Origin of the sequence: Variovorax sp. KBS0712 (genome assembly GCF_006323185.2) — a bacterium.
GTDB classification, from domain to species: Bacteria; Pseudomonadota; Gammaproteobacteria; order Burkholderiales; family Burkholderiaceae_C; genus Variovorax; species Variovorax boronicumulans.
The window spans coordinates 1,702,965-1,726,419 of record NZ_VCCD02000001.1 but is presented as its reverse complement, the minus strand read 5'-3'; the positions used below and the strand labels follow the sequence as shown (position 1 = coordinate 1,726,419).

The window sequence follows — 23,455 nt, the reverse complement described above, 5'->3', positions numbered from 1 at the left end:
GCTGTCAGTTCTTGGCGCGCCACTGCTCGCGCCAGAGACGATCGAGCTGCCCCGCGAACTGCGGCGAGGGGCCACCCAGGAGCTGGTTCTGCCCGTTGCGCTGTACCAGCCCATAGAGCCGGCCCGAGCCCTGGTCGTACAGCGCGATGGCGTTGTGGTCGTAGCAGTCGTGCGGCTTGCAGAAGGCGTGCAGCAGGTAGCGCGTGCCGTCCACCGTCACCCATTGCGGCTCGGGCGCCGGGCCTTCGCGGCGCACCAGCCAGCGTTCAGTTTCCCGTGTGCCCAGCGCGGCGCGCCAGGCCTTGTCCATCGCGGGGCCCCGGGCGAGGGCGGCCGGGCTGCCCGTGGCGGGTGCCGGCGGCTTGGGGGCGGCGGTCGCGGGTCGGCGGGCGGCGCCGCGGCCCGCGCCGGACCGTCGCAGCGCCAGTAGCGCTGCTTCAGCAGCTCCGACCCCAGCTGGCCCATGACCGGCTTGTCGGCCTTCAGCGTGATCGACTGGCCGCGCGCATCGCGAAAGACCAGGAAATTCATCATCGCGTTGTCGCCCTTGTCCACGCGGCTTATCAGCGCCACGTCGAAGTTCGGCGGCGGCGGCTGGTTGCCGAAGAAGCTGTGCGCCGTGTCCGGCTGGCGGCCGACCACGCGGCGCTTGCCGCGCTCGGCGATCAGCATGTCTTCGCGCACCTGCAGCGTCGGTGCCGCTGCGTCGGCGCAGTTGGCGGACCAGCGTCCGCCGTAGAGCGCCATCGTCTCCGGCGGCAGCACGCCGTCGCGCGACCAGGCGGCGCCCGCGCTGCACAGCGCTGCGAGAAAGAGGAGGGCGGCGGAAGGCGTCTTCTTGAAAATCGTTGTCGTCGTCATGTGCGAGGTGGTGTGTGCCGCTCAGGCGGTCTTGGGGGCCGGTGTCTTGGGCTTGAACGAGCAGAAGGTGGAGACCGCGCATTCCCAGCAGCGCGGCTTGCGCGCCACGCAGACATAGCGCCCATGCAGGATCAGCCAGTGGTGTGCGTGCAGGCGGAATTCGGGTGGGATGCGCTTTTCGAGCTTGAGTTCCACGTCCAGCGGCGTCTTGCCGGGCGCAAGCCCGGTGCGGTTGCCGATGCGGAAGATGTGCGTGTCGACCGCGATGGTCTCTTCGCCGAAGGCCACGTTGAGCACCACGTTGGCCGTCTTGCGCCCCACGCCCGGCAGCGCCTCGAGCTCGGCGCGCGTGCGCGGTACCTCGCCGCCATGCAGCTCGACCAGCATCCGGCAGGCCTCGATCAGGTGCTTGGCCTTGCTGCGGTATAGCCCGATCGTCTTGATGTACGACTCCAGCCCTTCAACCCCCAGGTCGAGGATCGCCTGCGGCGTGTTCGCCACCGGATACAACCGGCGCGTCGCCTTGTTCACGCCCACGTCGGTGGCTTGCGCCGACAGCAGCACGGCGGCGAGCAGTTCGAAGGGCGTGGTGTATTCGAGCTCCGTGCGCGGCTCGGGGTTGGCGGCCTGCAGGGTGGCGAAGAAGAGGGGGATGTCGGATTTTTTCATGGGTCGTGGGGGTCGCCGTTCACTGCGTGGGGCTCGCGGGGCGCATGCCGCACAAGGCAGGGCGAGCACCGGCGTTTGCGGCGATGGATGCAATATATCGTCGAAAAGCCATGGCCCTACGCAGCTTTCCTGCCCGGGCTTTCGCGACAATGACGCCCAGAAAGTGAGACTGACCATGCAATTCGCCTCCCGCCTCGACAACGTCGAAACCTCCGCCATCCGCGAACTCTTCAAGCTGCTGGGCAAGCCCGGCATCATCAGTTTTGCGGGCGGTTTCCCGGACAGCGCCATGTTCGACGTCGAGGGCCTGAAGGAGGCGAGCCAGAAGGCGCTCACCGAAGAAGCCGGCGGGGCCCTGCAATACGGCGCCACCGAAGGCTACGAGCCGCTGCGCAGCCAGCTCAGCGCCTTCATGAAGACCAAGGGCGTCGATGTGGACCCGAGCGGCCTGATCGTCACCACCGGCAGCCAGCAGGCGCTCGACCTGTTGGGCAAGACCATGATCTCGCCCGGCGACAAGGTGATCGTCGAAGGCCCGACCTTCCTGGCGACGATCCAGTGCTTTCGCCTGTACGGCGCGCAGCTCATCAGCGCGCCCATCGATGCCAACGGCGTGAAGACCGACGAGCTCGAGAAGCTCATCGCCGAGCACAAGCCCAAGTTCGTCTACCTGATCCCCACCTTCGGCAACCCCAGCGGCGCCATGCTGAGCCTGGAGCGCCGCAAGAAGGTGCTCGAGCTGGCCGTGAAGTACCAGACGCTGATCGTCGAGGACGACCCCTACGGCGACCTGTACTTCGGCGAAGCACCGCCGCCGTCGATCATGTCGCTGAGCAAGGACGTGCCTGGCAGCCGCGAGCTGCTCGCGCACTGCGGCAGCCTGAGCAAGGTGCTCAGCCCCGGCCTGCGCATCGGCTGGATGATCGCGCCGCCCGAGCTGCTGGCCAAGGCCACGATGTGCAAGCAGTTCAGCGACGCCCACACCAGCACCTTCGCGCAGGCCACGGCCGCGCAGTACCTCAAGAGCGGCCGCATGCCCGGCACGCTGGCGCATGTGCGCGAGGTCTACGGCCAGCGCGCGCAGGCCATGGGCGCCGCGCTGAAGCGCGAGCTGGGCGATGCGGTGAGCTTCACGCAGCCCAACGGCGGGCTGTTCTTCTGGGCGCGCCTGACGAGCGCCAACGGCAAGCTGGCCGATGCCAACGAGCTGGCCAAGCGTGCGATCGAGAAGCTGGTGGCCTTCGTGCCCGGCGCGCCGTTCTTCGCCGAGAAGCCCGATGTGGCGACACTGCGCCTGAGCTTTGCCACGGCCGACATCGAGAAGATCGAAGAGGGCGTGAAGCGCCTCGGCCAGGCCCTGTAACGCCGACGTTCAGGGGGACCGGTGCAGCCGGGGCGCTGCCAGCAGGTCCAGGTTGTCTGAAATGGCCGCATCCACGTTCGGATAGCGGCCTTTCATTTTGGAGAGCGTCATGATGGTCTGCAGCGCCTTCAGGTCCTTGACCGACGGCGCGACCTTGATCTGCGCAATGGCCGCCGGGGCGTTGCCGCCGTTCACCAATGCCATCACCTTGCTTGCCCAGTCGTTTGCGCGTGCCATGTCTTCACCTGCTTTCCATTTGAACCGCCGACTTTACACAGCGGGTTACCATCACCCATGAGAAAAACCTTCCAGCTTCAGGTCGAGGGCAAGCACCCCGACCGTCACCTCGAAGCCGTCAAGCACGAGATTCGCAAGTACATCAAGCGCGAGCGCCGCCGCGACCTGCCCGAAGGCGCCGACTTCTGGGACTTCGACTGCCGGTTCGGCAGCGCCCAGGAATCCGCCGAAACCATCCACCTCACAGCCATCACCGGCCTCATCGACGGTGTGGTGAAAGAGGGCGGCAAGCAGTTCTACATCGAGATCCTGGCCAAGCCCGGCAAGCGCCAGCCGCGGCCCGCGGGTGCGCCCGGCCACGCCGAGAACGACGACGAGGAATAAGCCCCGTCAGATCAGCGCCTGCGCCAGCCGCAGGCCATGCCGCTGCTCCGCCTCCTGCAGCGAGCGCGCAATCGACGGGTGCAGCCGCACCCCGTTCGCCGATTGCGCTTCCCGACGCTTCAACCCGCCTTCACCCGGCAGCCGCACAGGCCTGGCCGGGTCGATGGGCGCGTTGTCGCGGCATTTCGCGGCCACGTGGTCCATCTGGCGCAGGAAGGCGTCCTTGCCGCCGAAGGCGTGCAGGTCGTGCAGCGTGAGGTGCACCGTCGCGCCCCAGCCTTCGGGCGGGTCGGCGCGGCCGTGGCCCGCGAGGCCGGCCGTGAGCGTCTCGACCAGCAGCGCCATGCCGTAGCCCTTGTGGCCGTGGCTCAGGCCGCCCACGGGCAGCAGCGTGCCGGGCGGCTGGTCGAACAGCACCTGCGGGTTGTTCGACGGCTTGCCGGAGGCGTCGATGAGCCATTCCTCGGCGAAAGTCTCACCGGCCGCGCGCTTGCGGTTGCTCATGCCGTTGGTGGTGATCGAGGCCGAGATGTCGACCATCACGCCGCCCTGCGACAGCGGAAAGCCCATCGCCAGCGGGTTCGGCGTGAACACGGCCTGCGTGCCGCCGAAGGGCGCGACGCTGGCGGTGTTGGGGTCGGAGCAGGCCAGCAGCATCAGCATGTCTTCCTGCAGCGCGCGCAGCATGTAGACCGCGAGGCAGGCGATGTGGTGGCTGCGGCGAATCACGAGCGAGGCCGTGCCCAGTTCGCGCGCACGCGGCACCAGCAGGTCCATGCCCTGGTCCATGAGCCAGGGGCCGGGCAGGCGCTTGCCGTCCCACAGCACGGCGGCGGGGCGGTCGGACAGCGCCTCGGGCGCACCGTCGCGCGTCATGCCGCCCGATTCGATCTCTTTCACATAGCCGGCCAGCAGCGCGAGGCCGTGCGTGTCGTGGCCCAGCAGGTCGCCTTCGACCAGCGTGCGCGCCACGCTGTCGGCCATCGAGGCCGCGAGCCCCGCCTTCTGCAGCAGGGCGCTGGCGTAGTCGCGCAGCGCGTCGGCGCGGTACAGCGGGGCGGCCTCGGTCATTTCAGGATTTCCAGCACGCGGTCGAGCCCGCCTTCGTTGATCGCCACCATGGCCTGCTCGCGCACCTTCGGCTTGGCGTGATAGGCCACCGACAGCCCGGCCTCGCCCATCATCGGCAGGTCGTTGGCGCCGTCGCCCACGGCGATGGTTTCCTGCGGCGAGATGCCCATGAGCGAGGCCACTTCGAGCAGCGTGCGGCGCTTTTCGGCGCCGTCGCAGATGTCGCCCCAGCTTTGCGTCACGACCTGGCCGGTGAGCTGGCCGTCGGCTTCGTCGAGCAGGTTGGAGCGCGCGAAGTCGATGCCCAGGCGGTCCTTCACGCGGTTCGCGAAGAAGGTGAAGCCGCCCGACACCAGCAGCACCTTGAGGCCGGCCTTCTTGCACGCGGCGACCAGCTCGGTGGCGCCCGGGTTGAGCTTCAGGCGCTCGTCGTACACCTGCTGCAACGCGGCCACGGGCACGCCCTGCAGCAGCGCCACGCGGCGGCGCAGGCTTTCCTTGAAGTCCTTGATCTCGCCGCGCATCGTGGCTTCGGTGATCGCAGCCACCTCGGCCTTCTTGCCGACGGCATCGGCGATCTCGTCGATGCACTCGATGTTGATGAGCGTCGAGTCCATGTCGAACGCGATCAGCTTGAAGTCGGCGAGCTTCAGCGGCGGCTTCACGCGCTGGAGGACGAGGCCGGGGGAGAGTTCAGTCGTAGCGCTCATGCGGGGGCGGTTTCCTTGACGAGGGGTTGTCCGAGGCTGCGCAGCACGTCGCGCACCATCTGGGCGCGGTCCTTCGGCTCCTTGAGTTCGCGCTCGATGCGCAGCTTCTCGTTGCCGGCGAGCTTGATGTGCTTGTTCTTCTGGATCAGCTGGATGATGGCCATGCCGTCCACCGGCGCGTCCTTGCGGAAGGTGATGTTGATGATGCCCGGCGCCGCATCGACCTTGACCACGCCGTAGGGCCGCGCGAGCACGCGCAGGCGGTGCGTGTCGATCAGCGTCTGGGCCTGCGGCGGCAGCTTGCCGAAGCGGTCGACGATTTCTTCCAGCAGCGTGTCGATCTGGTCGGGTGTCTTCGCGGTGGCGAGCTTCTTGTAGAACGACAGCCGCAGGTGCACGTCGCCGCAGTAGTCGTCGGGCAAGAGAGCGGGGGCGTGCAGGTTGATTTCGGTGGTGACCGACAGCGGCGAGAGCAGGTCGGGCTCCTGCCCGGCCTTCAGCGAGCGCACGGCTTCGCTGAGCATCTCGTTGTAGAGCTGGAAGCCGATCTCCATCATGTTGCCGCTCTGGTTCTCGCCGAGCACTTCGCCCGTGCCGCGGATCTCCAGGTCGTGCATCGCGAGGTAGAAGCCCGAGCCCAGTTCTTCCATCTGCTGGATCGCCTCGAGCCGCTGCGAGGCCTGCTTGGTCAGGCCCTCGGTGTCGGGCACCATGAGGTAGGCATAGGCTTGGTGGTGCGAGCGACCGACGCGGCCGCGCAGCTGGTGCAGCTGCGCCAGGCCGAATTTGTCGGCGCGGCTCATCACGATGGTGTTGGCGGTGGGCACGTCGATGCCGGTCTCGATGATGGTCGAGCACAGCAGCATGTTGTAGCGCTGGGCCACGAAGTCGCGCATCACGCGCTCCAGCTCGCGCTCGGGCATCTGGCCATGGGCCACGGCGATGCGGGCCTCGGGCAGGATTTCTTCGAGCTTCTGGCGCCGGTTCTCGATGGTCTCGACCTCGTTGTGCAGGAAGTAGACCTGGCCGCCGCGCTTCAGCTCGCGCAGCACGGCTTCGCGGATCACGCCCGTGCCCTCGTTGCGCACGAAGGTCTTGATGGCCAGCCGGCGCTGCGGCGCGGTGGCGATCACGCTCAGGTCGCGCAGGCCTTCGAGCGCCATGCCCAGCGTGCGCGGAATCGGCGTGGCGGTGAGCGTGAGCACGTCGACCTCGGCGCGCATCGCCTTCATCGCCTCCTTGTGGCGCACGCCGAAGCGGTGCTCCTCGTCGATGATGAGCAGGCCCAGGTTCTTGAACTTGACCGACTGCGAGAGCAGCTTGTGCGTGCCCACCACGATGTCCACCTGGCCCTCGGCCAGGCCCTTGGCGGCGGCCGTGATTTCCTTGGCCGAGCGGAAGCGGCTCATCTCGGCGACCTTCACGGGCCACTTGGCAAAACGGTCGACCAGCGTCTGGTAGTGCTGCTCGGCAAGCAGCGTGGTGGGCGCCAGGAAGGCCACCTGTTTGCCGCCGGTGACGGCGATGAAGGCGGCGCGCAGCGCGACCTCGGTCTTGCCGAAACCCACGTCGCCGCACACGAGGCGGTCCATCGGCTGGGGCGAGATCATGTCCTGCACCACGGCGTGGATGGCGGCCTTCTGGTCGGCGGTTTCCTGGAAGCCGAAGTCGTTGGCGAACACCTCGTAGTCGGCCGGCGAGTAGCGGAAGGCATGGCCCTCGCGCGCGGCGCGGCGGGCGTAGATGTTGAGCAGCTCGGCGGCCGAGTCGCGCACCTGTTCGGCGGCCTTGCGCTTGGCCTTTTCCCACTGGCCGGAGCCCAGCTTGTGCAGCGGCGCCTCGTCGGCGCTCACGCCGGTGTAGCGGCTGATCTGGTGCAACTGGCTCACGGGCACGTAGAGCGTGGCTTTGTCGGCGTACTCCAGGTGCAGCATTTCCTGCAGCAGCGGCTTGCCGTCGGCGCCCGTGCCCTGGCCCAGGTCCATGTGGATCAGGCCGCGGTAGCGGCCGATGCCGTGCGCGCTGTGCACCACCGGGTCGCCCACGTTGAGTTCGGACAGGTCCTTGATCAGCGCTTCGACGTCGCTGACCTGTTCCTGCTTCTTGTTGCGCCGGCGCGTGGTGGGCGCGGTGGCGAACAGCTCGGTCTCGGTGACGAAGTCGATCGCCTGTTCGCGCCACGCGAAGCCCGAGGCCAGCGCGGCGGTGGCGATGCCGATCTTCTCGTCGCCCGAGGCTTCGAACTCGGCCAGCGAGTCGAAGGCCGGCGGGTTCACGCCGCTGGCGCGCAGGAAGTCGAGCAGGCTCTCGCGGCGGCCGTCGCTCTCGGCGATGAGCAGCACGCGGTGCGGCGTGGCGGCGATGTGGGCCTTCAGGCCGACCAGCGGGTCTTCCGCGCCGCGCACGACGGCAAAGGGCGGCAGCTTGTCGAACTCGGCGTAGGGCGCGTCGGTGGCGATGTCACCGCGAATGGCCAGCTGCGCGTGCGGCTTGGCGCGCTGGTAGAACTGCTCGGCATTGAGGAACAGCGCGTCGGGCGGCAGCGCGGGGCGCTCGGGGTCGCCCTGCACCAGGCGGTAGCGCTCGTTCGTGTCCTGCCAGAAGTGCTGAAACGCGGGTTCCAGGTCCCCGTGCAGCACGACGGTGGCGTCGGGGCCGAGGTAGTCGAACACCGTGGCCGTCTCGTCGAAGAACAGCGGCAGGTAGTACTCGATGCCGGCGGTGGCCACGCCGTTGCCCATGTCCTTGTAGATGCGGCTCTTGGTCGGGTCGCCCTCGAGCAGTTCGCGCCAGCGGCTGCGAAAGCGCGCGCGGGCGTCGTCGTCCATCGGGAACTCGCGGCCCGGCAGCAGGCGCACCTCGGGCACGGGGTAGAGGCTGCGCTGGGTGTCGGGGTCGAAGGTGCGGATGGAGTCGATCTCGTCGTCGAACAGGTCGACGCGAAACGGCACCGGCGAGCCCATCGGGAACAGGTCGATCAGGCCGCCGCGCACCGCGTACTCGCCCGGGCTCACCACCTGCGTGACGTGGCTGTAGCCGGCCAGCGTGAGCTGGGCCTTGAGCTTGGACTCCTGCAGCTTCTGCTTGGCCTTGAACTGGAAGGTGTAGCCGGCCAGGAAGGCGGGCGGCGCCAGCCGGTACAGCGCGGTGGTGGCGGGCACCAGCACCACGTCGGCCTCTTTCTGGCTGATGCGCCACAGCGTGGCCAGGCGCTCGCTGATCAGGTCCTGGTGCGGCGAGAAGCTGTCGTAGGGCAGCGTCTCCCAGTCGGGGAAGAGGGCGCAGCGCAGCTCGGGCGCGAAGAAGGCGATTTCGTCGATGAGCCGCTGGGCGTCGTTCGCGTCGGCGGTGAACATCGCGGTGGCGCGACCCGCGGCCTTCTCGCGCATGCCGAGCTGGGCCAGCATCAGCGCATCGGCGGACAACGGGGGACGCGGCAGCGTGAAACGCTTGCCCGCCGGGAGAAGGGGGAGGTCCATGGAGCGGTTCGAAAAATGCACGACACCCCGCGCCGGACGGCGAGGGGTGTGCGAATGTCAATTCTAGAATGGCGGCCCCTTATCCGCTTGTCGGCCATCGGCCCGTGCCGCACCCTCCATGTCTTCTTCCCGTTTCTACGTGCTGATCCCCTGTGCCGGTTCCGGCCACCGCGCCGGCGGCGCGCAGCCCAAGCAGTACCGGCGCCTGGCGGGCCAGTCGATGGTGGCCCACACGGTGGACGCGTTCCGCGCGCTGGCTGGGCGTTTCGCGGGCGTGGCCGTGGTGGTGTCGCCCGACGACCGCGAGGTGCAGACGGCGCTGCCACGCTTCCCGACGACGGGCGAATATCTGCTGCGCGTGGGCGGCCTGACGCGCGCCGCCTCGGTGCGCAACGGCCTGGCGGCGCTGCGCCAGAAGGGCGCCGGGCCGCACGACTGGGTGCTGGTGCACGACGCGGCGCGCTGCCTGGTCACGTCCAGCCAGATCGAGGCGCTGATCGCCGCCTGCGAGCACGACGCCGTCGGCGGCCTGCTGGCGCAGCGGCTGGCCGACACGCTGAAGGTCTCGTCGACCGACAGCCGCTCGACCCAGACCCTGCCGCGCGCCGACAAGTGGCTGGCCCAGACGCCGCAGATGTTCCGCATCGGCATGCTGCTCGACGCGCTGGAGCGCGTGGGCGACGTGGTGACCGATGAGGCCAGCGCCATCGAGACCCTCGGCCTGGCGCCGCTGCTGGTGCCCGGCAACGCGCAGAACTTCAAGGTCACCTTCCCCGAAGATTTCGCACTGACCGAGGCGGTGCTGCTCGGCCGCAAGAAGGCCATGGCATGACGACGACCCCGTTCAACATCCGCATCGGCGAAGGCTGGGACGTTCACCAGCTGGTGACGGGGCGCAAGCTCATCCTGGGTGGCATCGAGGTGCCGCACACCACCGGCCTGCTCGGGCATTCGGACGCCGACGTGCTGCTGCACGCCATCACCGACGCGCTGCTCGGCGGTGCCGGGCTGGGCGACATCGGCCGGCATTTTCCCGATACCGACGCCCAGTTCCGTGGCGCCGATTCGGCCGTGCTGCTGGCCGAGGCGGCGCGCCGCGTGCGGGCCGCCGGCTGGGAGATCGGCAACGTCGACAGCACCGTGATCGCGCAGGCGCCCAAGCTGGCGCCGCACATCCCGGCCATGTGCCAGCGCATCGCCGACACGCTGGGTATTGCGCTCGATCAGGTCAATGTGAAAGCCAAGACGGCCGAGAAACTCGGCCCGGTGGGCGAGGGCCGGGCGATGGAAGCCCGCGCCGCGGTGCTGCTGCACCGCTGACGCGCGTCCTCAGGCGACCTGCTTCTTGCCCGACACCTCGCCGGGCTTGCTGCTGCCCGCCGGCATCGCGCGCGGCATCCGGATGTGGGCCGCAAGGCCCCGGCCCGGCGTGCTGGTGAGCGCGAAGGTGCCGCCCATGCGCTCGATGTTCTTCGCCACGATCGACAGCCCCAGGCCGGCACCGGCCGCCGAGGTGCGCGCCGCGTCGCCGCGGAAGAAGGGTTTGGTCAGCTGCACGAGCAGGGCGGGCTCGACGCCCGCGCCGTGGTCGCGCACCTTGATCAGCACCGCGTCGTTGTTGGCCTGCGCCTGGATCGTGACGTCCGCCACGCCGGTCGACGGCGTCTTGCCGTAGCGCCGGGCGTTCTCGACCAGGTTGGAGATCACGCGCGTGAGCTCCACCTCGTCGCCCATCACCTTCAGGTCGGCGGGCACGTCGACGTGGATGTTCATCTCTTCGTAGTCCTGCACGGCGTAGGTGCAGGCGTCGATCACGTCGCGCAGCAGCACGGGGCGCTGGTCGACATGGTCGGGGCGGGCGTAGTCGAGGAACTTGTCGATGATGGCGTCGAGCTGCGCGATGTCGGCGGCCATGTGGTCGCGCGCGTCTTCGTCGGCCACGCTCATCTCGGTCTCGAGCCGCAGCCGGGCCAGCGGCGTGCGCAGGTCGTGCGAGATACCGGCCAGCATGATGGCGCGGTCCTGCTCGATCTTGGCGAGCTGGTCGGCCATGCGGTTGAAGCCGATGTTGACCGCGCGGATCTCGTTGGTGCGGGCGCGCTCGTCGAGCCGGTGCGCCTCGTACTCGCCCTCGCGCACCTGCAAGGTGGCGCGCGACAGCTGCTTGAGCGGCAGGTTGATGAGCCGCGTGATCAGCGCCGCGCCGGCGAGCGACAGCGCCATCGCCGTGCTGAGCCAGACCAGCCAGGTGCGCCCGCCCACGCGGCTGAAGCGCGTGGGGTCAAGCAGCAGCCAGTAGGTGTCGCTCTCGATGGTGAAGCCGATCCACAGGCCCGGCTCGTCGTTGACGCGGCTGGCGACGGTGGTGCCTTCGCCGAGTTGAGCGATCAGCTCTTCGGTGACGCGCTCGTCGAGCGCGCCGCTGGTGTAAGGCTGGAAGCGGTCGTTGGGCTCGCGCGGCAGGATGCGTACGCCTTCCTGGTCGGCCAGCGTCTTGATCAGCGAGACCCGCGTGATCGCGTCCGAGTACACCAGCGCCGCGCGTGTGAGGTTCACGAGCGAGGCGATCTGGTGTCCGGTCTGGATGGCGCGTGGCTCGTACTCGAGCGAGCGGAAGGTCTGCAGCCACGCGACCGTGCAGCCGATCAGCAGCAGTGCGAGCAGAAAGAAGGTGCGCCAGAAAAGGCTGAAACCCAGCTTGAGGCCGGGGCGGCGGTCACGCTGCGCGCTCGCTTCGAGCGGGCTGGGCATCGTGACCTGTGCCCCGTCCTCCTGGGCCGGGTCAGGTCGGGCGGAATGGAGGCCGATGGCCACCTCTCAGCGGATCGTCAGGCCGTGCCGTCCGGCACGAACACGTAGCCCACGCCCCAGACGGTCTGGATGTAGCGCGGCGCCGCGGCGTCGGACTCGACCAGCTTGCGCAGGCGCGAGATCTGCACGTCCAGGCTGCGGTCGAAGGGCTCGAATTCGCGCCCGCGTGCCAGCTGGGCCAGCTTTTCACGCGACAGCGGCTGGCGCGGATGGCGCACCAGCGCCTTCAGCATCGCGAACTCGCCGGTGGTCAGCGAGAGTTCTTCGCCGTCCTTCTTCAGGGTGCGCGAGCCGAGGTCGAAGGCGAACGGGCCGAAGGTGACGGTCTCGTTCTCGGTGGAGGGGGCGCCGGGCGCCTCGAGCGGCGGACGGCGGCGCAGCACGGCGTGCACGCGGGCCAGCAGTTCGCGCGGGTTGAAGGGCTTGCCGAGGTAGTCGTCGGCGCCGACTTCGAGACCGACGATGCGGTCCACGTCCTCACCCTTGGCGGTGAGCATGATGATCGGCGTGCGGTCGTTGGCGGCACGCAGACGGCGGCACACGGAGAGGCCGTCTTCGCCGGGCATCATCAGGTCGAGCACGATCAGGTCGACCGTGTCGCGCAACAGGATGCGGTTGAGCGCCTTGCCGTCCTCGGCCACGATCACTTCGAATCCTTCCTGCGTCAGGTAGCGGCGCAGCAGGTCGCGGATGCGGGCGTCGTCGTCGACGATCACGATCTTGTCGGTGCGAGCGGGAACTTGAGTCATTTCTACAACGTTGAATTTGTAACAGCGCCGATTCTGAAGGCGTTAGGACCCCATTGCTGCCGAATTCCGTAGTGGTTGACACTAAGTTACACAACTTGCGGCCGCTCGCCGTCTGGTCATCCGGGCTTTGCCCGGCGGTGGCACAGTCCGTGCTGCCTTATGACGATTGCGCGATGAGACCTTCTTTTTCTGCCTTGCCTCTGCTTTTTTTCGCATGCGCCTGTGGTGCGACGTCCGTCGCTTCCGAAGGGTTTTTGCGGGTCAGTGAAGGGCGCCGCAGCGAAGTGCGCGATGCCGTGGCCGCGCACCGGGCGGCCCAGCGGGAAGAGCAGCGCCGCGGCGAAGCGCTGGCGGGGCGCCGTCTCACGGCGGGCGAACTCTTCGAGTTGAGGCAGCAGGTCCGGGGGCAGTGGGTGCCCGCGGGAACGGGTGTACTTCTGAATTCGGCAGAATCACAGCCTGCCGAGCGCATCGTGCCGGTACCGCAGCCCGTCGCCAGTCCGCAAACCGCGCCGCGCAGCCTGCGCCACTGAAGAAGAAGGCGCGGGCGAGGGCTTTTCCTCGCATCCACCAGGGAGAAATCTGTCTTGAAGACTGTTCAATTGATCGCGGCCTGCGCCGCGCTGACCTTTGCCGGCGCCGCCTTGGCCCAGAATGCCGTCATGCCTGCTCCACAAAACGTGCTCCAGCTGTCGGCCTCCGGCACTGTCGAAGTTCAGCAAGACCTGCTGAGCATGACCCTCGTCACCACGCGCGACGCCGCCGAGGCGGGCACCGTGCAGACCCAGCTCAAGACCGCGCTCGACGCCGCGCTGGCCGAGGCCAAGAAGAATGCGCAGCCGGGCCAGCTCGACGTGCGCACGGGGAACTTCAGCCTCTCGCCGCGCTACACCAAGGACGGCAAGATCAATGGCTGGCAGGGGGCGACCGAACTCGTGCTCGAAGGCCGCGACTTCGCGCGCATCACTCAGACGGCCGGGCGCATCAGCACGCTCAGCGTGGGCAACGTCGGCTTCGGTCTGAGCCGCGAACAGCGCGCCAAGACCGAGACCGAGGCGCAGAACATCGCCATCGACAACTTCAAGCAGAAGGCCGGCGAGCTGGCCAAGGGCTTCGGCTTCGGCGGCTACACGCTGCGCGAGGTGTCGGTGAACGCGAACGACAGCGGCCCGATCCGCCCGCGCGTGATGGCCATGCAGGCCAAGTCGTTCTCGGCCGCCGATTCGGCCGTGCCGGTTGAGGCGGGCAAGACCAGCGTGGTCGTGAACGTCTCCGGCTCGGTGCAGCTCAAGTAAGAAGACAAAGAGCGCAGCGCCGGCGGGCGAGTGCCGCCGGCGTTTTTTCGTTGTCTCTGTTGATTTACTGAGCCGTCCAGCCGCCATCCATGGCCCAGGCGACGCCCCGCACCTGATCGGCGGCGGGAGAACTCAGGAAGACGGCCAGCCCGCCCAGTTGCTCGACCGTCGTGAACTGCAGCGAGGGCTGCTTTTCTCCCAGCAATTCGTTCTGCGCCTGGAGGGCCGAAATGCCTTCGCGGGCCGCGCGGTCGTCGATCTGCTTTTGCACCAGCGCCGTGAGCACCCAGCCCGGGCTGATCGCGTTGCAGGTGACGCCGGTGGTGGCGGTTTCGAGCGCCACCGACTTGGTCAGGCCGACGATGCCGTGCTTGGCTGCGACATAGGCCGACTTCTGCGCCGAGGCCACGAGCCCGTGCGCCGACGCCACGTTGATGATGCGGCCCCAGTTGGCCTCGCGCATCGCGGGGATCGCCAGGCGCGTCGTGTGGAAGGCGCTCGTGAGGTTGATCGCGAGGATCGCGTCCCAACGTTCGGTCGGGAAGTCCTCGACCTTGGCGACGTGCTGGATGCCGGCGTTGTTGACGAGGATGTCGACGCGGCCGAACTTCGACGCGGCGAACTTCATCATGTCCTCGATCTGGTCGGGCTTGCTCATGTCGGCCCCGTGGTACTCGGCGCGCACGCCGAGCGCCTCGATCTGGGCCTTGGGGGTGTCGGTGTCGCCGAAGCCGTTGAGCACGATGTGTGCGCCCTGTTGGGCCAGCGCCTTGGCGATGGCGAAGCCAATGCCACTGGTGGACCCCGTGACAAGCGCGGTTTTGCCTTTGAGCATGAAGATCAATCTCCGGATGAATTAGGATGCAACGAGACCATTATCCGCACCCGAACCCCTCCGTTTCCATGACAGAACCGACCCTTCACGACGTGGCCTGCAACGACGCCCAGGGCGGTCATCGCATGGCCTATTGGCAATGGGGCGACGCGCACAGCGCACATGTCGTGATCTGCGTGCACGGGCTGACCCGGCAGGGGCGCGATTTCGACGTGCTCGCGCAGGCCATCGTGGCGCGCGCGGGCGGCGACGTGCGCGTGGTCTGTCCCGACGTGGTCGGGCGCGGGCGCAGCGACTGGCTGCGCGACCCCGCTTTCTATCAAGTGCCGGTGTATGCGGCCGACATGGTGACGCTGATCGCGCAGTTGCACGGCGAGCATCCCATCGACACGCTCGACTACGTCGGCACCAGCATGGGCGGGCTGATCGGCTTCGTGCTGGCCGGCCACAAGGAGCTGCCGCTGCCCCGGCCCATTCGCCGTTTCGTCGCGAACGATGTCGGCCCCACGGTCGAGCCCGCCGCCATCCAGCGCATCGGCGCGTATGTGGGCAAGAGCGGCCAGTTTCCGAGCGTGCAGGCCGCGGCCGATGCGATGTGGGCCCTGTCGACCACGTTCGGGCCGCACACGCCCGAGCAGTGGCGCGCGCTGTCGCAGCACATGGTGGTGCCGGCGTCCGAGCGCAGCGCCGACGGTGCCGCCAAGACCGCCAGTGCCGGCCCGGTGGGCGAGGGCGCCTGGGTGCTGCACTACGACCCGGCCATCGGCGTGCCGTTGCGGGCCATCACGCCCGAGATCGCGGCGCAGGGCGGGGCGGTGATGTGGAGCCTGTACGACGCCATCGAGGCGCGCGCGCTGCTCACGCGCGGCGCGGCGTCCGACCTGCTGTCGCCCGAAACGGCGGCCGCGATGACGCAGCGCGGGCCGCGTGCCACGCTCGTCGAGTTCGAGGGCGTGGGGCACGCGCCGACTTTCGTCGATCCCGCACAGGTCGCCGTCGTCACGAATTTCCTGTTCGATTGAGGGCATCGTGAAGCGAGAGTCTGCGAACCTTCAGACGGCACCCCTGTCCGACGGCGTCATGGTCGATTACCCGCTGTCGGCCGCCACGGCCGACCGCTCACCGGTCATGGAGAACATGCTGGCGCGCGCCCGTGCGTTCGCCGAGCCGCTGATTGCCGACGAAAAGCTCGACACCGGCGAGAACACGCTGGCGCACGCCGATGCGGTGGCCGCCATCGTTGCGAAGATGGGTGGCTCCGAGGCAATGCAGGCCGCGAGCTACCTCGTGTACTCATGCCAGCACCTGAACCGCCCGCAGGAAGTGATCGCCAAGGTTTTCGGCGACAACTTCGCTGCGCTCGCGGTCGAGACCACCAAGCTCGTGCGCGTGCAGGAGCAGGCGCGAACGGCCTCGCAAGGACACCACGCCGAAGGCGCCGGCGCGCAGACCGAGAACGTGCGCAAGATGCTGCTCGCGTTTTCGCGTGACCTGCGCGTGGTCATGCTGCGGCTGGCCTCGCGCCTGCAGACGCTGCGGCATGCGGCGGCCAGCAAGCAGCCCGCGCCCGAAAGCGTGGCGCGCGAGTCGCTGCAGGTGTTTGCGCCGCTCGCGAACCGGCTGGGCATCTGGCAGGTGAAGTGGGAGATCGAGGACCTCTCGTTCCGCTTTCTCGAGCCCGAGACCTACAAGCTGATCGCGCGGCTGCTCGACGAGAAGCGCATCGAGCGCGAAGGCCATGTCGAGCAGTTGCGCTCGCAGCTGGAGCACGAACTGCAGGCCGAGGGCGTCAAGGCCACGGTGCAGGGACGCCCGAAGAACATTTACAGCATCGTCAAGAAGATGCGCGGCAAGTCGCTCGACTTCGAGCAGGTCTTCGACATCCTCGCGCTGCGCGTGGTGGTGCCGGACGTGAAGGACTGCTATGCCGCGCTGGCCTGGGTGCACTCGCACTTCCAGCCCATCGACGAGGAGTTCGACGACTACATCGCGCGGCCCAAGCCCAATGGTTACCAGTCGCTGCACACGGTGGTGCGCGAGATCGTCGACGGCAAGGTGGGCAAGCCGATCGAGATCCAGATCCGCACCGAGGAAATGCACGACCACGCCGAACATGGCGTGGCGGCGCACTGGGCCTATAAGGAAGCGGGCCACAAGGGCTATGCGGGCGTGTGGGCGAGCGGCGAGTACGACGCCAAGATCGCTGTGCTGCGTCAGCTGTTGGCCTGGGAGCGCGACCTGTCGGGCGGGCTGCAGGGGCAGGGCCTGTTCGACGATCGCATCTATGTGCTCACGCCCGATGCCGCCATCGTCGAGTTGCCGCAGGGCGCAACGCCGGTCGACTTCGCCTACACGGTGCACACGACGCTGGGCCATCGCTGCCGCGGCGCGCGTGTTGATGGCGCGATGGTGCCGCTCAACACGCCGCTGTCGAACGGGCAGACGGTCGAGATCATGGCGGCCAAGGAAGGCGGGCCGTCGCGCGATTGGCTGAATGCGGAGCTGGGTTATCTCGCGAGCCACCGCGCACGCGCCAAGGTGCGCGCCTGGTTCAACGCGCAGATCACGCACGAGACCGTGGCACGCGGACGCGAGGCCGTCGAGAAGCTGCTGCAGCGCGAAGGCAAGACGGCCATGCGGCTCGAAGACCTGGCGTCGCAGCTCGGCTTCAAGTCGGCTGACCATCTGTTCGAGGTCGTCGGCAAGGACGAGTTTTCGCTGCGCAACATCGAGACGCTGCTGCGTCCGCCCGAGCCGGCGCTGAACCCTGACGACGGCGTCCAGATCAAGAAGGCGCGCGGCAGCGAAAAGTCGGGCAAGGGCGGTGTGCTGGTGGTGGGCGTGTCGTCGCTGATGACGCAGCTTGCCAAGTGCTGCAAGCCGGCGCCGCCGGATGCGATCCGTGGCTTTGTCACGCGTGGCCATGGCGTCAGCGTGCATCGCGCGGATTGCAGCAACTTCCGCACGATGGCCGCGAAGGACGGCGAACGCGTGATCGATGTCGAATGGGGCCTGCCGAAGAAGGGCGCGGATGCACCGGTCTACGCAGTGGATGTGGCTGTGGAGGCGGCCGACCGCCAGGGCTTGCTGCGCGATATCTCCGACGTGTTCGCACGCGAGAAGATGAACGTGATCGGCGTGCAGACGCAGTCGATCAAGGGCACGGCGTGGATGACTTTCACCGTGGAAATCGCCGATGCCGCGCGTTTGACGCAGGTGTTGAGTGTGGTGACTGCAGTGACTGGTGTGCGATCTGCACGTCGGCGCTGAAAAGGGCCATTTCTCCTGCTATACTCGATGCTTCTCTTAGGCGCGTAGCTCAGTTGGTTAGAGCACCACCTTGACATGGTGGGGGTCGTTGGTTCGAATCCAATCGCGCCTACCAAATTCAAACACGGGTTGCAGCGATTTCGCTGCAACCCGTTCGTCGTTTGGGCGACGTGTTTGTCTCTGGATTCGCCCGTCGTCCTGAGTGATCGGCGCAAGCGAAAACCCCTTTCACGGGCGGCCCTTCGCGCGGTGCAGGCAAGGTGCCTGAGCCATGTGGTTGTGCTACCTTGAGCGGTCTGCCAACCTTCTCGAATTTCCTTGATAAGCGATCTGATGAATACGCGATCAACGCCAGTTGATCGGGCGCACGCCGACCACCGCGTGGCCGCATTGCTCAAGCAAGCCCCTCTTGAATTCGCGCGCGCGGTCTACGGCATCAATGACCTTGCCGCCGGCCGCGCCGACACCATGGCCGCACGCGAAGTGGCGCGTGCACAACGACAGGGCATGCCAGTGACCGAGGAGCGCGCCGAGCAGCGCGCACGCGCCTATCTTCCGACGGCGGGGCAGGAGCATTGCCCCCGGTGCTGGGTGGTCTATGGGCAGAAGATCCCGCTGCGATTCAGGTTGTCGACCCCGGAACGCCCCGAAACTGCGGCGTGTCATGCGTGCGGTGCCGAGTACGCGACGGCGCCGGATGCCTGAAGAAGAATCACGGTCAGGGTAAACCTTGTCGCGATGCAGCAAAACCGCTCCCTAGAATCATCCGATGACATGGGCGTCCATGTGAAGGAGTCTGTAGTGCAGAGCAAGAAGTCCGGGGTGAAGCCGGTCCAGCGTGTGATCAAGAAGTACCCCAACCGACGGCTCTACGACACGGAGACATCCACGTACATCACGCTGACCGAGGTCAAGCAGCTGGTCATCAAGAACGCGCAGTTCGTGGTGCGCGACGCCAAGACCGGCGACGACCTCACGCGCAGCATCCTGCTGCAGATCATCCTGGAAGAAGAGGCCGGCGGCGCGCCGATGTTCACCGAGCAGGTGCTGGCCAACATCATCCGTTTCTACGGCCAGGCCATGCAGGGCTACATGGGCCCGTACCTCGAGAAGAACATCCAGGCCATGACCGAGATGCAGGCCCAGCTCGCCGAAAAGGCCGAAGGCCTGACGCCCGAGATGTGGTCGCGCTTCATGACCATGCAGTCGCCGATGATCCAGGGGCTGATGGGCAACTACGTCGAGCAATCGAAGAACGTCTTCCTGCAGATGCAGGAGCAGATGCAGAAAAACACCGAGCAGGTGCTGGGCGCCTTTGGCATCAAGCGCCCCTGAGCGCCGCGCGGCGGCCCGCCCGAATGGGGTGACTGCCCGATGAATGCCCCGCTGTCACCGATAGCTGGGACAATAGAGGCCTATGAGCGAAGTTGCCTCCCCTGAACGTACCGTCACGCCGACCGCCCCCAAGGTCGGCTTCGTCAGCCTTGGTTGCCCCAAGGCCTTGACCGATTCCGAATTGATCCTGACCCAGCTGAGTGCCGAGGGGTATCAAACCGCCAAGACTTTCGAGGGTGCCGACCTCGTGATCGTCAACACCTGCGGCTTCATCGACGATGCGGTGAAGGAAAGCTTGGACACCATCGGCGAAGCGCTCGCCGAGAACGGCCGTGTGATCGTCACCGGCTGTCTGGGCGCCAAGACTGGCGACCAGGGCGGCAACCTCGTACGCCAGATGCACCCCAGCGTGCTGGCCGTCACCGGCCCGCATGCCACTCAGGAAGTGATGGACGCGGTGCACGCCAACCTGCCGAAGCCGCACGATCCGTTCATCGACCTCGTGCCGAACACCTTCGGCGTGGCCGGCCTCAAGCTGACGCCGCGGCACTATGCCTACCTGAAGATCAGCGAAGGCTGCAACCACCGCTGCACCTTCTGCATCATTCCCTCGATGCGCGGCGACCTGGTCTCGCGTCCGGTGGGTGATGTGCTCAGCGAAGCCAAGGCCCTGTTCGAGGGCGGGGTGAAAGAGCTGCTGGTGATCAGCCAGGACACCTCGGCCTACGGCGTCGACGTGAAGTACCGCACCGGCTTCTGGGACGGCAAGCCCGTCAAGACCCGCATGCTCGAACTCGTGCGCACGCTGGGCGAAATTGCCGAGCCGTATGGCGCCTGGGTGCGCCTGCACTACGTGTACCCCTATCCGAGCGTTGACGAAATCATTCCGTTGATGGCGAGCGGCCTGGTGCTGCCGTACCTCGACGTGCCGCTGCAGCACAGCCACCCCGACGTACTCAAGCGCATGAAGCGGCCGGCCAGCGGCGAGAAGAACCTGGAGCGGATCGCGCGTTGGCGCGAGGTCTGCCCCGAACTCGTGATCCGCAGCACCTTCATCGCCGGCTTCCCGGGCGAGACGGAGCAGGAGTTCGAGCACCTGCTCGACTTCATCCGCGAGGCCGAAATCGATCGTGCCGGCTGCTTTGCCTACAGTCCGGTCGAAGGCGCCACCGCCAACGATATTCCGGGCATGCTGCCCGAAGCCGAGCGCGAAGCGCGCCGCGCCCGCTTCATGGAGGTGGCCGAGGCCGTGTCGATCGCTAAGCTGCAAAAGCGCATCGGCTCGACGATGCAGGTGCTGGTCGATTCAGCGCCGGCGCTGGGCCGCAAGGGTGGGGTGGGGCGCACGTACGCCGACGCGCCGGAGATCGACGGCACTGTTCGCCTCCTGCCGCCCGAGAAGATCAGCAAGACGATGAAGGTCGGCGAGTTCACGCGTGCACGCATCGTGGGCGCTGAAGGCCACGACCTGATCGCGTTGCCCGTTTGATGCACCTGATTCAAACGGCCAAGAAAAAAGCCACCGGAGGCCGGTGGCTTTTTATAGAAGACCTGGTAAGGGTCTGTTCAATCTTGGTGCCCAGAAGAGGACTCGAACCTCCACGATGTTACTCGCTAGTACCTGAAACTAGTGCGTCTACCAATTCCGCCATCTGGGCTAATTTTGCTTCTCAGCAAAGACTACGATTATATACACAAATTTGGCGCGCTCTTTTGAGCGTGTCGAAATTTCAGCTTCTGCACGACATCGCTCGTGCGGCGGGTGGGTGCGATCGTGCGTGCATGGCCGGCATCGAGGGGCGTGATCTGACGATCGCGTCGCCCGTTTGATGCAGTTTCGAGCGGCCATGAAAAAAGCCACCGGAGACCGGTGGCTTCAATCGGATGACCTGGTAAAGGTCTGTTTAAACTTGGTGCCCAGAAGAGGACTCGAACCTCCACGATGTTACTCGCTAGTACCTGAAACTAGTGCGTCTACCAATTCCGCCATCTGGGCCCACATGACTGCAGAAGCAGCCACGTTTTGAATTTCAGGAAAGAAGGAGATCATATCAAAAATAATGTCACTTCCAGCAGCTTGTTGGATGAAATCGAAGGAACTGTTCAAGGACATCGCGACGGGCACGGCTTCGTGCAACGCGACGACGGCGAGGCAGACATCTACCTGCCACCGAACGAGATGCGCGCGGTGCTGCACAAGGATCGCGTCAAGGCGCGCATCGTGCGACAGGACCGTCGCGGCCGCCCCGAGGGGCGCGTGGTCGAGATCGTCGAGCGGCCCGAGCAACCCATCATCGGCCGCCTGTTGCACGAAGGCGGGATCTGGCTCGTTGCACCGGAAGACAAGCGCTACGGCCAGGACGTCCTGATCCCGAAGGGCGCGACCGGCCCCGCCAAGGTCGGCCAGGTGGTGGTCGTCCAGCTCACCGAGCCGCCGGCCTTGTTCGGCCAGCCCGTGGGCCGCGTAAGAGAAGTGCTGGGCGAGATCGACGACCCCGGCATGGAAATCGAAATCGCAGTGCGCAAGTACGGCGTGCCGCATGAGTTTTCCGCGGAGTGCCTGGCGCAGGCCAAGGCCCTGCCCGAGAAGGTGCGCCCCGCCGACAAGAAGGGTCGCATCGACCTCACCGACGTGCCGCTCGTCACCATCGACGGCGAAGACGCCCGCGACTTCGACGACGCCGTGTACTGCGAGCCCGCCAAGGTGGGCCGCGGCAAGGGCTGGCGCCTGCTGGTCGCCATCGCCGACGTCAGTGCTTATGTGCAGACCGGCTCGGCCATCGACATCGATGCGTACGACCGCGCCACCAGCGTCTACTTCCCGCGCCGCGTGATTCCGATGCTGCCCGAGAAGCTGTCGAACGGCCTGTGCTCGCTCAACCCCGAGGTCGAGCGCCTGTGCATGGTGTGCGACATGCTGGTTGCCGCCGATGGCGAGATCTACGCCTACCAGTTCTATCCGGCCGTGATGTTCAGCCATGCGCGCTTCACGTACACCGAAGTCGCCGCCATCCTCGGCAACACGCGCGGGCCCGAAGCGGCCAAGCGCAAGGACCGCGTCAAGGACCTGCTGAACCTCGCCGACGTCTACAAGGCCCTGCTCAAGCAGCGCGGCAAGCGCGGCGCGGTCGACTTCGAAACCACCGAGACGCAGATCATCTGCGACGACGCCGGCCGCATCGAGAAGATCGTGCCGCGCACGCGCAACGAGGCGCACCGCCTGATCGAGGAGGCGATGCTCGCCGCCAATGTCTGCAGCGCTGACTTCATCGCCGAAGGCAAGCACCCGGGCCTGTTCCGTGTGCACGAAGGCCCGACGCCCGAGAAGAAGGAAATCCTGCGCGGCTACCTGAAGGCCATGGGCGTGGGCCTGAGCATCACCGACGAGCCGCGTCCCGGTGAGTTCCAGGCGATCGCCGAAGCCACCAAGGAGCGTCCCGACTCGCAGCAGATCCACACCATGCTGCTGCGTTCGATGCAGCAGGCGATCTACACGCCGTTCAACAGCGGCCACTTTGGCCTGGCCTACGAGGCCTACACGCACTTCACGAGCCCGATCCGGCGCTACCCCGACCTGCTGGTGCACCGCGTGATCAAGGCGATCCTCGGCAAGACGCGCTACCAGTTGCCGATGCTGCCGACGCCCGGCGAAGCGCATGCCAAGCTGGCCAAGCGGCTCGCTTCACGCGTCAAGGCGCCGACCAACAAGCCGCAAAAGGCGACCGTCGCGCCCAGCAAGGAAGTGCTGGCCTGGGAAGCCGCCGGCCTGCATTGCAGCGCTAACGAGCGCCGTGCCGACGAAGCCAGCCGCGACGTCGAGGCCTGGCTCAAGTGCAAGTACATGCGCGAGCACCTTGGCGAGGAATACGGCGGCGTGGTCACCGCGGCCACCACCTTCGGCATCTTCGTCACGCTCGATGCGATGTACGTCGAGGGGCTGGTGCACATCACCGAGCTCGGCGGCGAATACTTCAAGTTCGACGAGATGCGCCAGGAGCTGCGCGGCGAGCGCACCGGCATCCGCTACGCCATCGGAACGCGGGTGCGGGTGCAGGTGAGCCGCGTCGACCTCGATGGCCGCAAGATCGATTTCCGCCTCGTGCGCGAAGGCGAAGACCTGACCTCGCGTGCGATGAAGGACAAAGGCAGCGCACCGGTGAAGGCGTCGGCCAAGCGAAGCGCCCGCCACAAGGCGGAGGCCGGTGGCGAGTCAAGGTCGGAGCACGGCGGCGGCGCTGCCGTGGCACCTGCCGGCCCGCAATCGGCCATGCAGGCCTTCAAGTCGGCGGTGAAGAAAGCCGCCAACAAGATGCAGGGCAAGGGGCGCAAGCCCCGCCGTGGATGAGATGCGCCGTGCACACTACGTGTTTACCGTGTGTGTATGGA

The 23,455-nt window shown here is 67.0% G+C and carries 22 protein-coding genes and 3 tRNA genes; 13 read left to right on the top strand and 12 right to left on the bottom strand.

Annotated features, from left to right (window positions below; translation table 11 throughout):
* Positions 1 to 4: 4 nt before the first annotated feature.
* Genes FFI97_RS33890 through nth form a run of 3 tightly spaced genes read right to left on the bottom strand, consistent with a single transcriptional unit; the run spans position 5 to position 1,530 of the window.
* Positions 5 to 310 (bottom strand): inhibitor of vertebrate lysozyme family protein, encoded by a 306-nt coding sequence (locus tag FFI97_RS33890; RefSeq protein ID WP_260684936.1) that lies wholly within the window; start codon positions 308 to 310, stop codon positions 5 to 7.
* On the bottom strand, positions 217 to 861 hold the full coding sequence (locus tag FFI97_RS07915) for a hypothetical protein (RefSeq protein ID WP_260684935.1): 645 nt from the start codon (positions 859 to 861) through the stop codon (positions 217 to 219). Before FFI97_RS07915 ends, FFI97_RS33890 begins: the two co-directional genes overlap by 94 nt.
* 21 nt (positions 862 to 882) lie before the next feature.
* Positions 883 to 1,530 carry an endonuclease III gene (nth, locus tag FFI97_RS07910; RefSeq protein WP_095745121.1) on the bottom strand — a complete coding sequence of 216 codons (648 nt, stop codon included), beginning with the start codon at positions 1,528 to 1,530 and terminating at the stop codon, positions 883 to 885.
* 175 nt (positions 1,531 to 1,705) lie between these two features.
* On the opposite strand from nth, the gene FFI97_RS07905 reads away from it, so the two are divergent.
* A complete protein-coding gene (locus FFI97_RS07905) occupies positions 1,706 to 2,893 on the top strand; it encodes a PLP-dependent aminotransferase family protein (RefSeq protein WP_139704654.1) in 1,188 nt (395 codons plus the stop codon).
* 9 nt (positions 2,894 to 2,902) lie between these two features.
* Here the strand turns inward: FFI97_RS07905 and FFI97_RS07900 are convergent, their stop codons facing one another.
* On the bottom strand, positions 2,903 to 3,130 hold the full coding sequence (locus FFI97_RS07900; protein ID WP_013541760.1) for a hypothetical protein: 228 nt from the start codon (positions 3,128 to 3,130) through the stop codon (positions 2,903 to 2,905).
* Positions 3,131 to 3,187: 57 nt separating this feature from the next.
* Here FFI97_RS07900 and FFI97_RS07895 point away from each other — a divergent pair, with 57 nt between their 5' ends.
* Complete coding sequence (locus tag FFI97_RS07895; protein ID WP_139704653.1) at positions 3,188 to 3,514, top strand: DUF6172 family protein; 327 nt, start codon at positions 3,188 to 3,190, stop codon at positions 3,512 to 3,514.
* 6 nt (positions 3,515 to 3,520) lie between these two features.
* Here the strand turns inward: FFI97_RS07895 and FFI97_RS07890 are convergent, their stop codons facing one another.
* Genes FFI97_RS07890 through mfd form a run of 3 tightly spaced genes read right to left on the bottom strand, consistent with a single transcriptional unit; the run spans position 3,521 to position 8,774 of the window.
* Positions 3,521 to 4,585: an Ldh family oxidoreductase gene (locus FFI97_RS07890; protein WP_139704651.1), complete on the bottom strand. Its 1,065-nt coding sequence runs from the start codon at positions 4,583 to 4,585 to the stop codon at positions 3,521 to 3,523.
* Positions 4,582 to 5,295 carry a phosphoserine phosphatase SerB gene (gene serB, locus FFI97_RS07885; RefSeq protein WP_139704649.1) on the bottom strand — a complete coding sequence of 238 codons (714 nt, stop codon included), beginning with the start codon at positions 5,293 to 5,295 and terminating at the stop codon, positions 4,582 to 4,584. Before serB ends, FFI97_RS07890 begins: the two co-directional genes overlap by 4 nt.
* Positions 5,292 to 8,774, bottom strand: coding sequence for a transcription-repair coupling factor (gene mfd, locus FFI97_RS07880; protein WP_139704648.1), 3,483 nt, complete (start codon positions 8,772 to 8,774; stop codon positions 5,292 to 5,294). Before mfd ends, serB begins: the two co-directional genes overlap by 4 nt.
* Positions 8,775 to 8,892: 118 nt before the next feature.
* Between mfd and ispD the strand changes: the two genes are divergently transcribed.
* On the top strand, positions 8,893 to 9,606 hold the full coding sequence (gene ispD, locus FFI97_RS07875) for a 2-C-methyl-D-erythritol 4-phosphate cytidylyltransferase (RefSeq protein WP_139704646.1): 714 nt from the start codon (positions 8,893 to 8,895) through the stop codon (positions 9,604 to 9,606).
* On the top strand, positions 9,603 to 10,094 hold the full coding sequence (gene ispF, locus FFI97_RS07870) for a 2-C-methyl-D-erythritol 2,4-cyclodiphosphate synthase (RefSeq protein WP_139704644.1): 492 nt from the start codon (positions 9,603 to 9,605) through the stop codon (positions 10,092 to 10,094). The genes ispD and ispF overlap by 4 nt, the downstream gene beginning before the upstream one ends.
* A 9-nt stretch (positions 10,095 to 10,103) precedes the next feature.
* On the opposite strand, the gene FFI97_RS07865 is transcribed toward ispF, so the two are convergent.
* A complete protein-coding gene (locus tag FFI97_RS07865) occupies positions 10,104 to 11,525 on the bottom strand; it encodes a sensor histidine kinase (protein WP_139704642.1) in 1,422 nt (473 codons plus the stop codon).
* A 77-nt stretch (positions 11,526 to 11,602) separates the two neighbouring features.
* Entirely contained in the window at positions 11,603 to 12,334 is a 732-nt protein-coding gene (gene ompR, locus FFI97_RS07860) for a two-component system response regulator OmpR (protein ID WP_007837017.1), read from the bottom strand.
* A 95-nt stretch (positions 12,335 to 12,429) separates the two neighbouring features.
* On the opposite strand from ompR, the gene FFI97_RS07855 reads away from it, so the two are divergent.
* Positions 12,430 to 12,867, top strand: coding sequence for a hypothetical protein (locus tag FFI97_RS07855; protein WP_223301309.1), 438 nt, complete (start codon positions 12,430 to 12,432; stop codon positions 12,865 to 12,867).
* Positions 12,868 to 12,921: 54 nt separating this feature from the next.
* Entirely contained in the window at positions 12,922 to 13,629 is a 708-nt protein-coding gene (locus FFI97_RS07850) for an SIMPL domain-containing protein (RefSeq protein ID WP_139704640.1), read from the top strand.
* 64 nt (positions 13,630 to 13,693) lie between these two features.
* On the opposite strand, the gene FFI97_RS07845 is transcribed toward FFI97_RS07850, so the two are convergent.
* Positions 13,694 to 14,464: a 3-hydroxybutyrate dehydrogenase gene (locus FFI97_RS07845; protein WP_139704638.1), complete on the bottom strand. Its 771-nt coding sequence runs from the start codon at positions 14,462 to 14,464 to the stop codon at positions 13,694 to 13,696.
* A gap of 68 nt (positions 14,465 to 14,532) precedes the next feature.
* Between FFI97_RS07845 and FFI97_RS07840 the strand changes: the two genes are divergently transcribed.
* The 6 genes from FFI97_RS07840 to rimO all read left to right on the top strand — a co-directional run bounded on the left by FFI97_RS07840 (position 14,533) and on the right by rimO (position 20,558).
* The gene (locus FFI97_RS07840) at positions 14,533 to 15,486 is read left to right on the top strand and encodes an alpha/beta fold hydrolase (protein WP_260684931.1); all 954 of its coding nucleotides are present in this window, start codon (positions 14,533 to 14,535) and stop codon (positions 15,484 to 15,486) included.
* A 58-nt stretch (positions 15,487 to 15,544) separates the two neighbouring features.
* Positions 15,545 to 17,734 (top strand): RelA/SpoT family protein, encoded by a 2,190-nt coding sequence (locus tag FFI97_RS07835; protein WP_062480706.1) that lies wholly within the window; start codon positions 15,545 to 15,547, stop codon positions 17,732 to 17,734.
* 38 nt (positions 17,735 to 17,772) lie between these two features.
* Positions 17,773 to 17,849: transfer RNA gene (locus FFI97_RS07830), tRNA-Val, on the top strand.
* Positions 17,850 to 18,115: 266 nt separating this feature from the next.
* On the top strand, positions 18,116 to 18,439 hold the full coding sequence (locus FFI97_RS07825) for a hypothetical protein (protein WP_223301311.1): 324 nt from the start codon (positions 18,116 to 18,118) through the stop codon (positions 18,437 to 18,439).
* Between the two features lie 69 nt (positions 18,440 to 18,508).
* Positions 18,509 to 19,069: a polyhydroxyalkanoate synthesis repressor PhaR gene (gene phaR, locus FFI97_RS07820; protein WP_062480702.1), complete on the top strand. Its 561-nt coding sequence runs from the start codon at positions 18,509 to 18,511 to the stop codon at positions 19,067 to 19,069.
* 82 nt (positions 19,070 to 19,151) lie between these two features.
* Entirely contained in the window at positions 19,152 to 20,558 is a 1,407-nt protein-coding gene (gene rimO, locus FFI97_RS07815; RefSeq protein WP_139704634.1) for a 30S ribosomal protein S12 methylthiotransferase RimO, read from the top strand.
* 84 nt (positions 20,559 to 20,642) lie between these two features.
* On the opposite strand, the gene FFI97_RS07810 is transcribed toward rimO, so the two are convergent.
* Both FFI97_RS07810 and FFI97_RS07805 read right to left on the bottom strand, forming a co-directional pair.
* Positions 20,643 to 20,727, bottom strand: a tRNA-Leu gene (locus FFI97_RS07810).
* A gap of 253 nt (positions 20,728 to 20,980) precedes the next feature.
* Positions 20,981 to 21,065, bottom strand: a tRNA-Leu gene (locus FFI97_RS07805).
* An 81-nt stretch (positions 21,066 to 21,146) separates the two neighbouring features.
* Here FFI97_RS07805 and rnr point away from each other — a divergent pair.
* Positions 21,147 to 23,414, top strand: coding sequence for a ribonuclease R (rnr, locus tag FFI97_RS07800; RefSeq protein ID WP_409574620.1), 2,268 nt, complete (start codon positions 21,147 to 21,149; stop codon positions 23,412 to 23,414).
* The last annotated feature ends 41 nt before the right edge of the window (positions 23,415 to 23,455 follow it).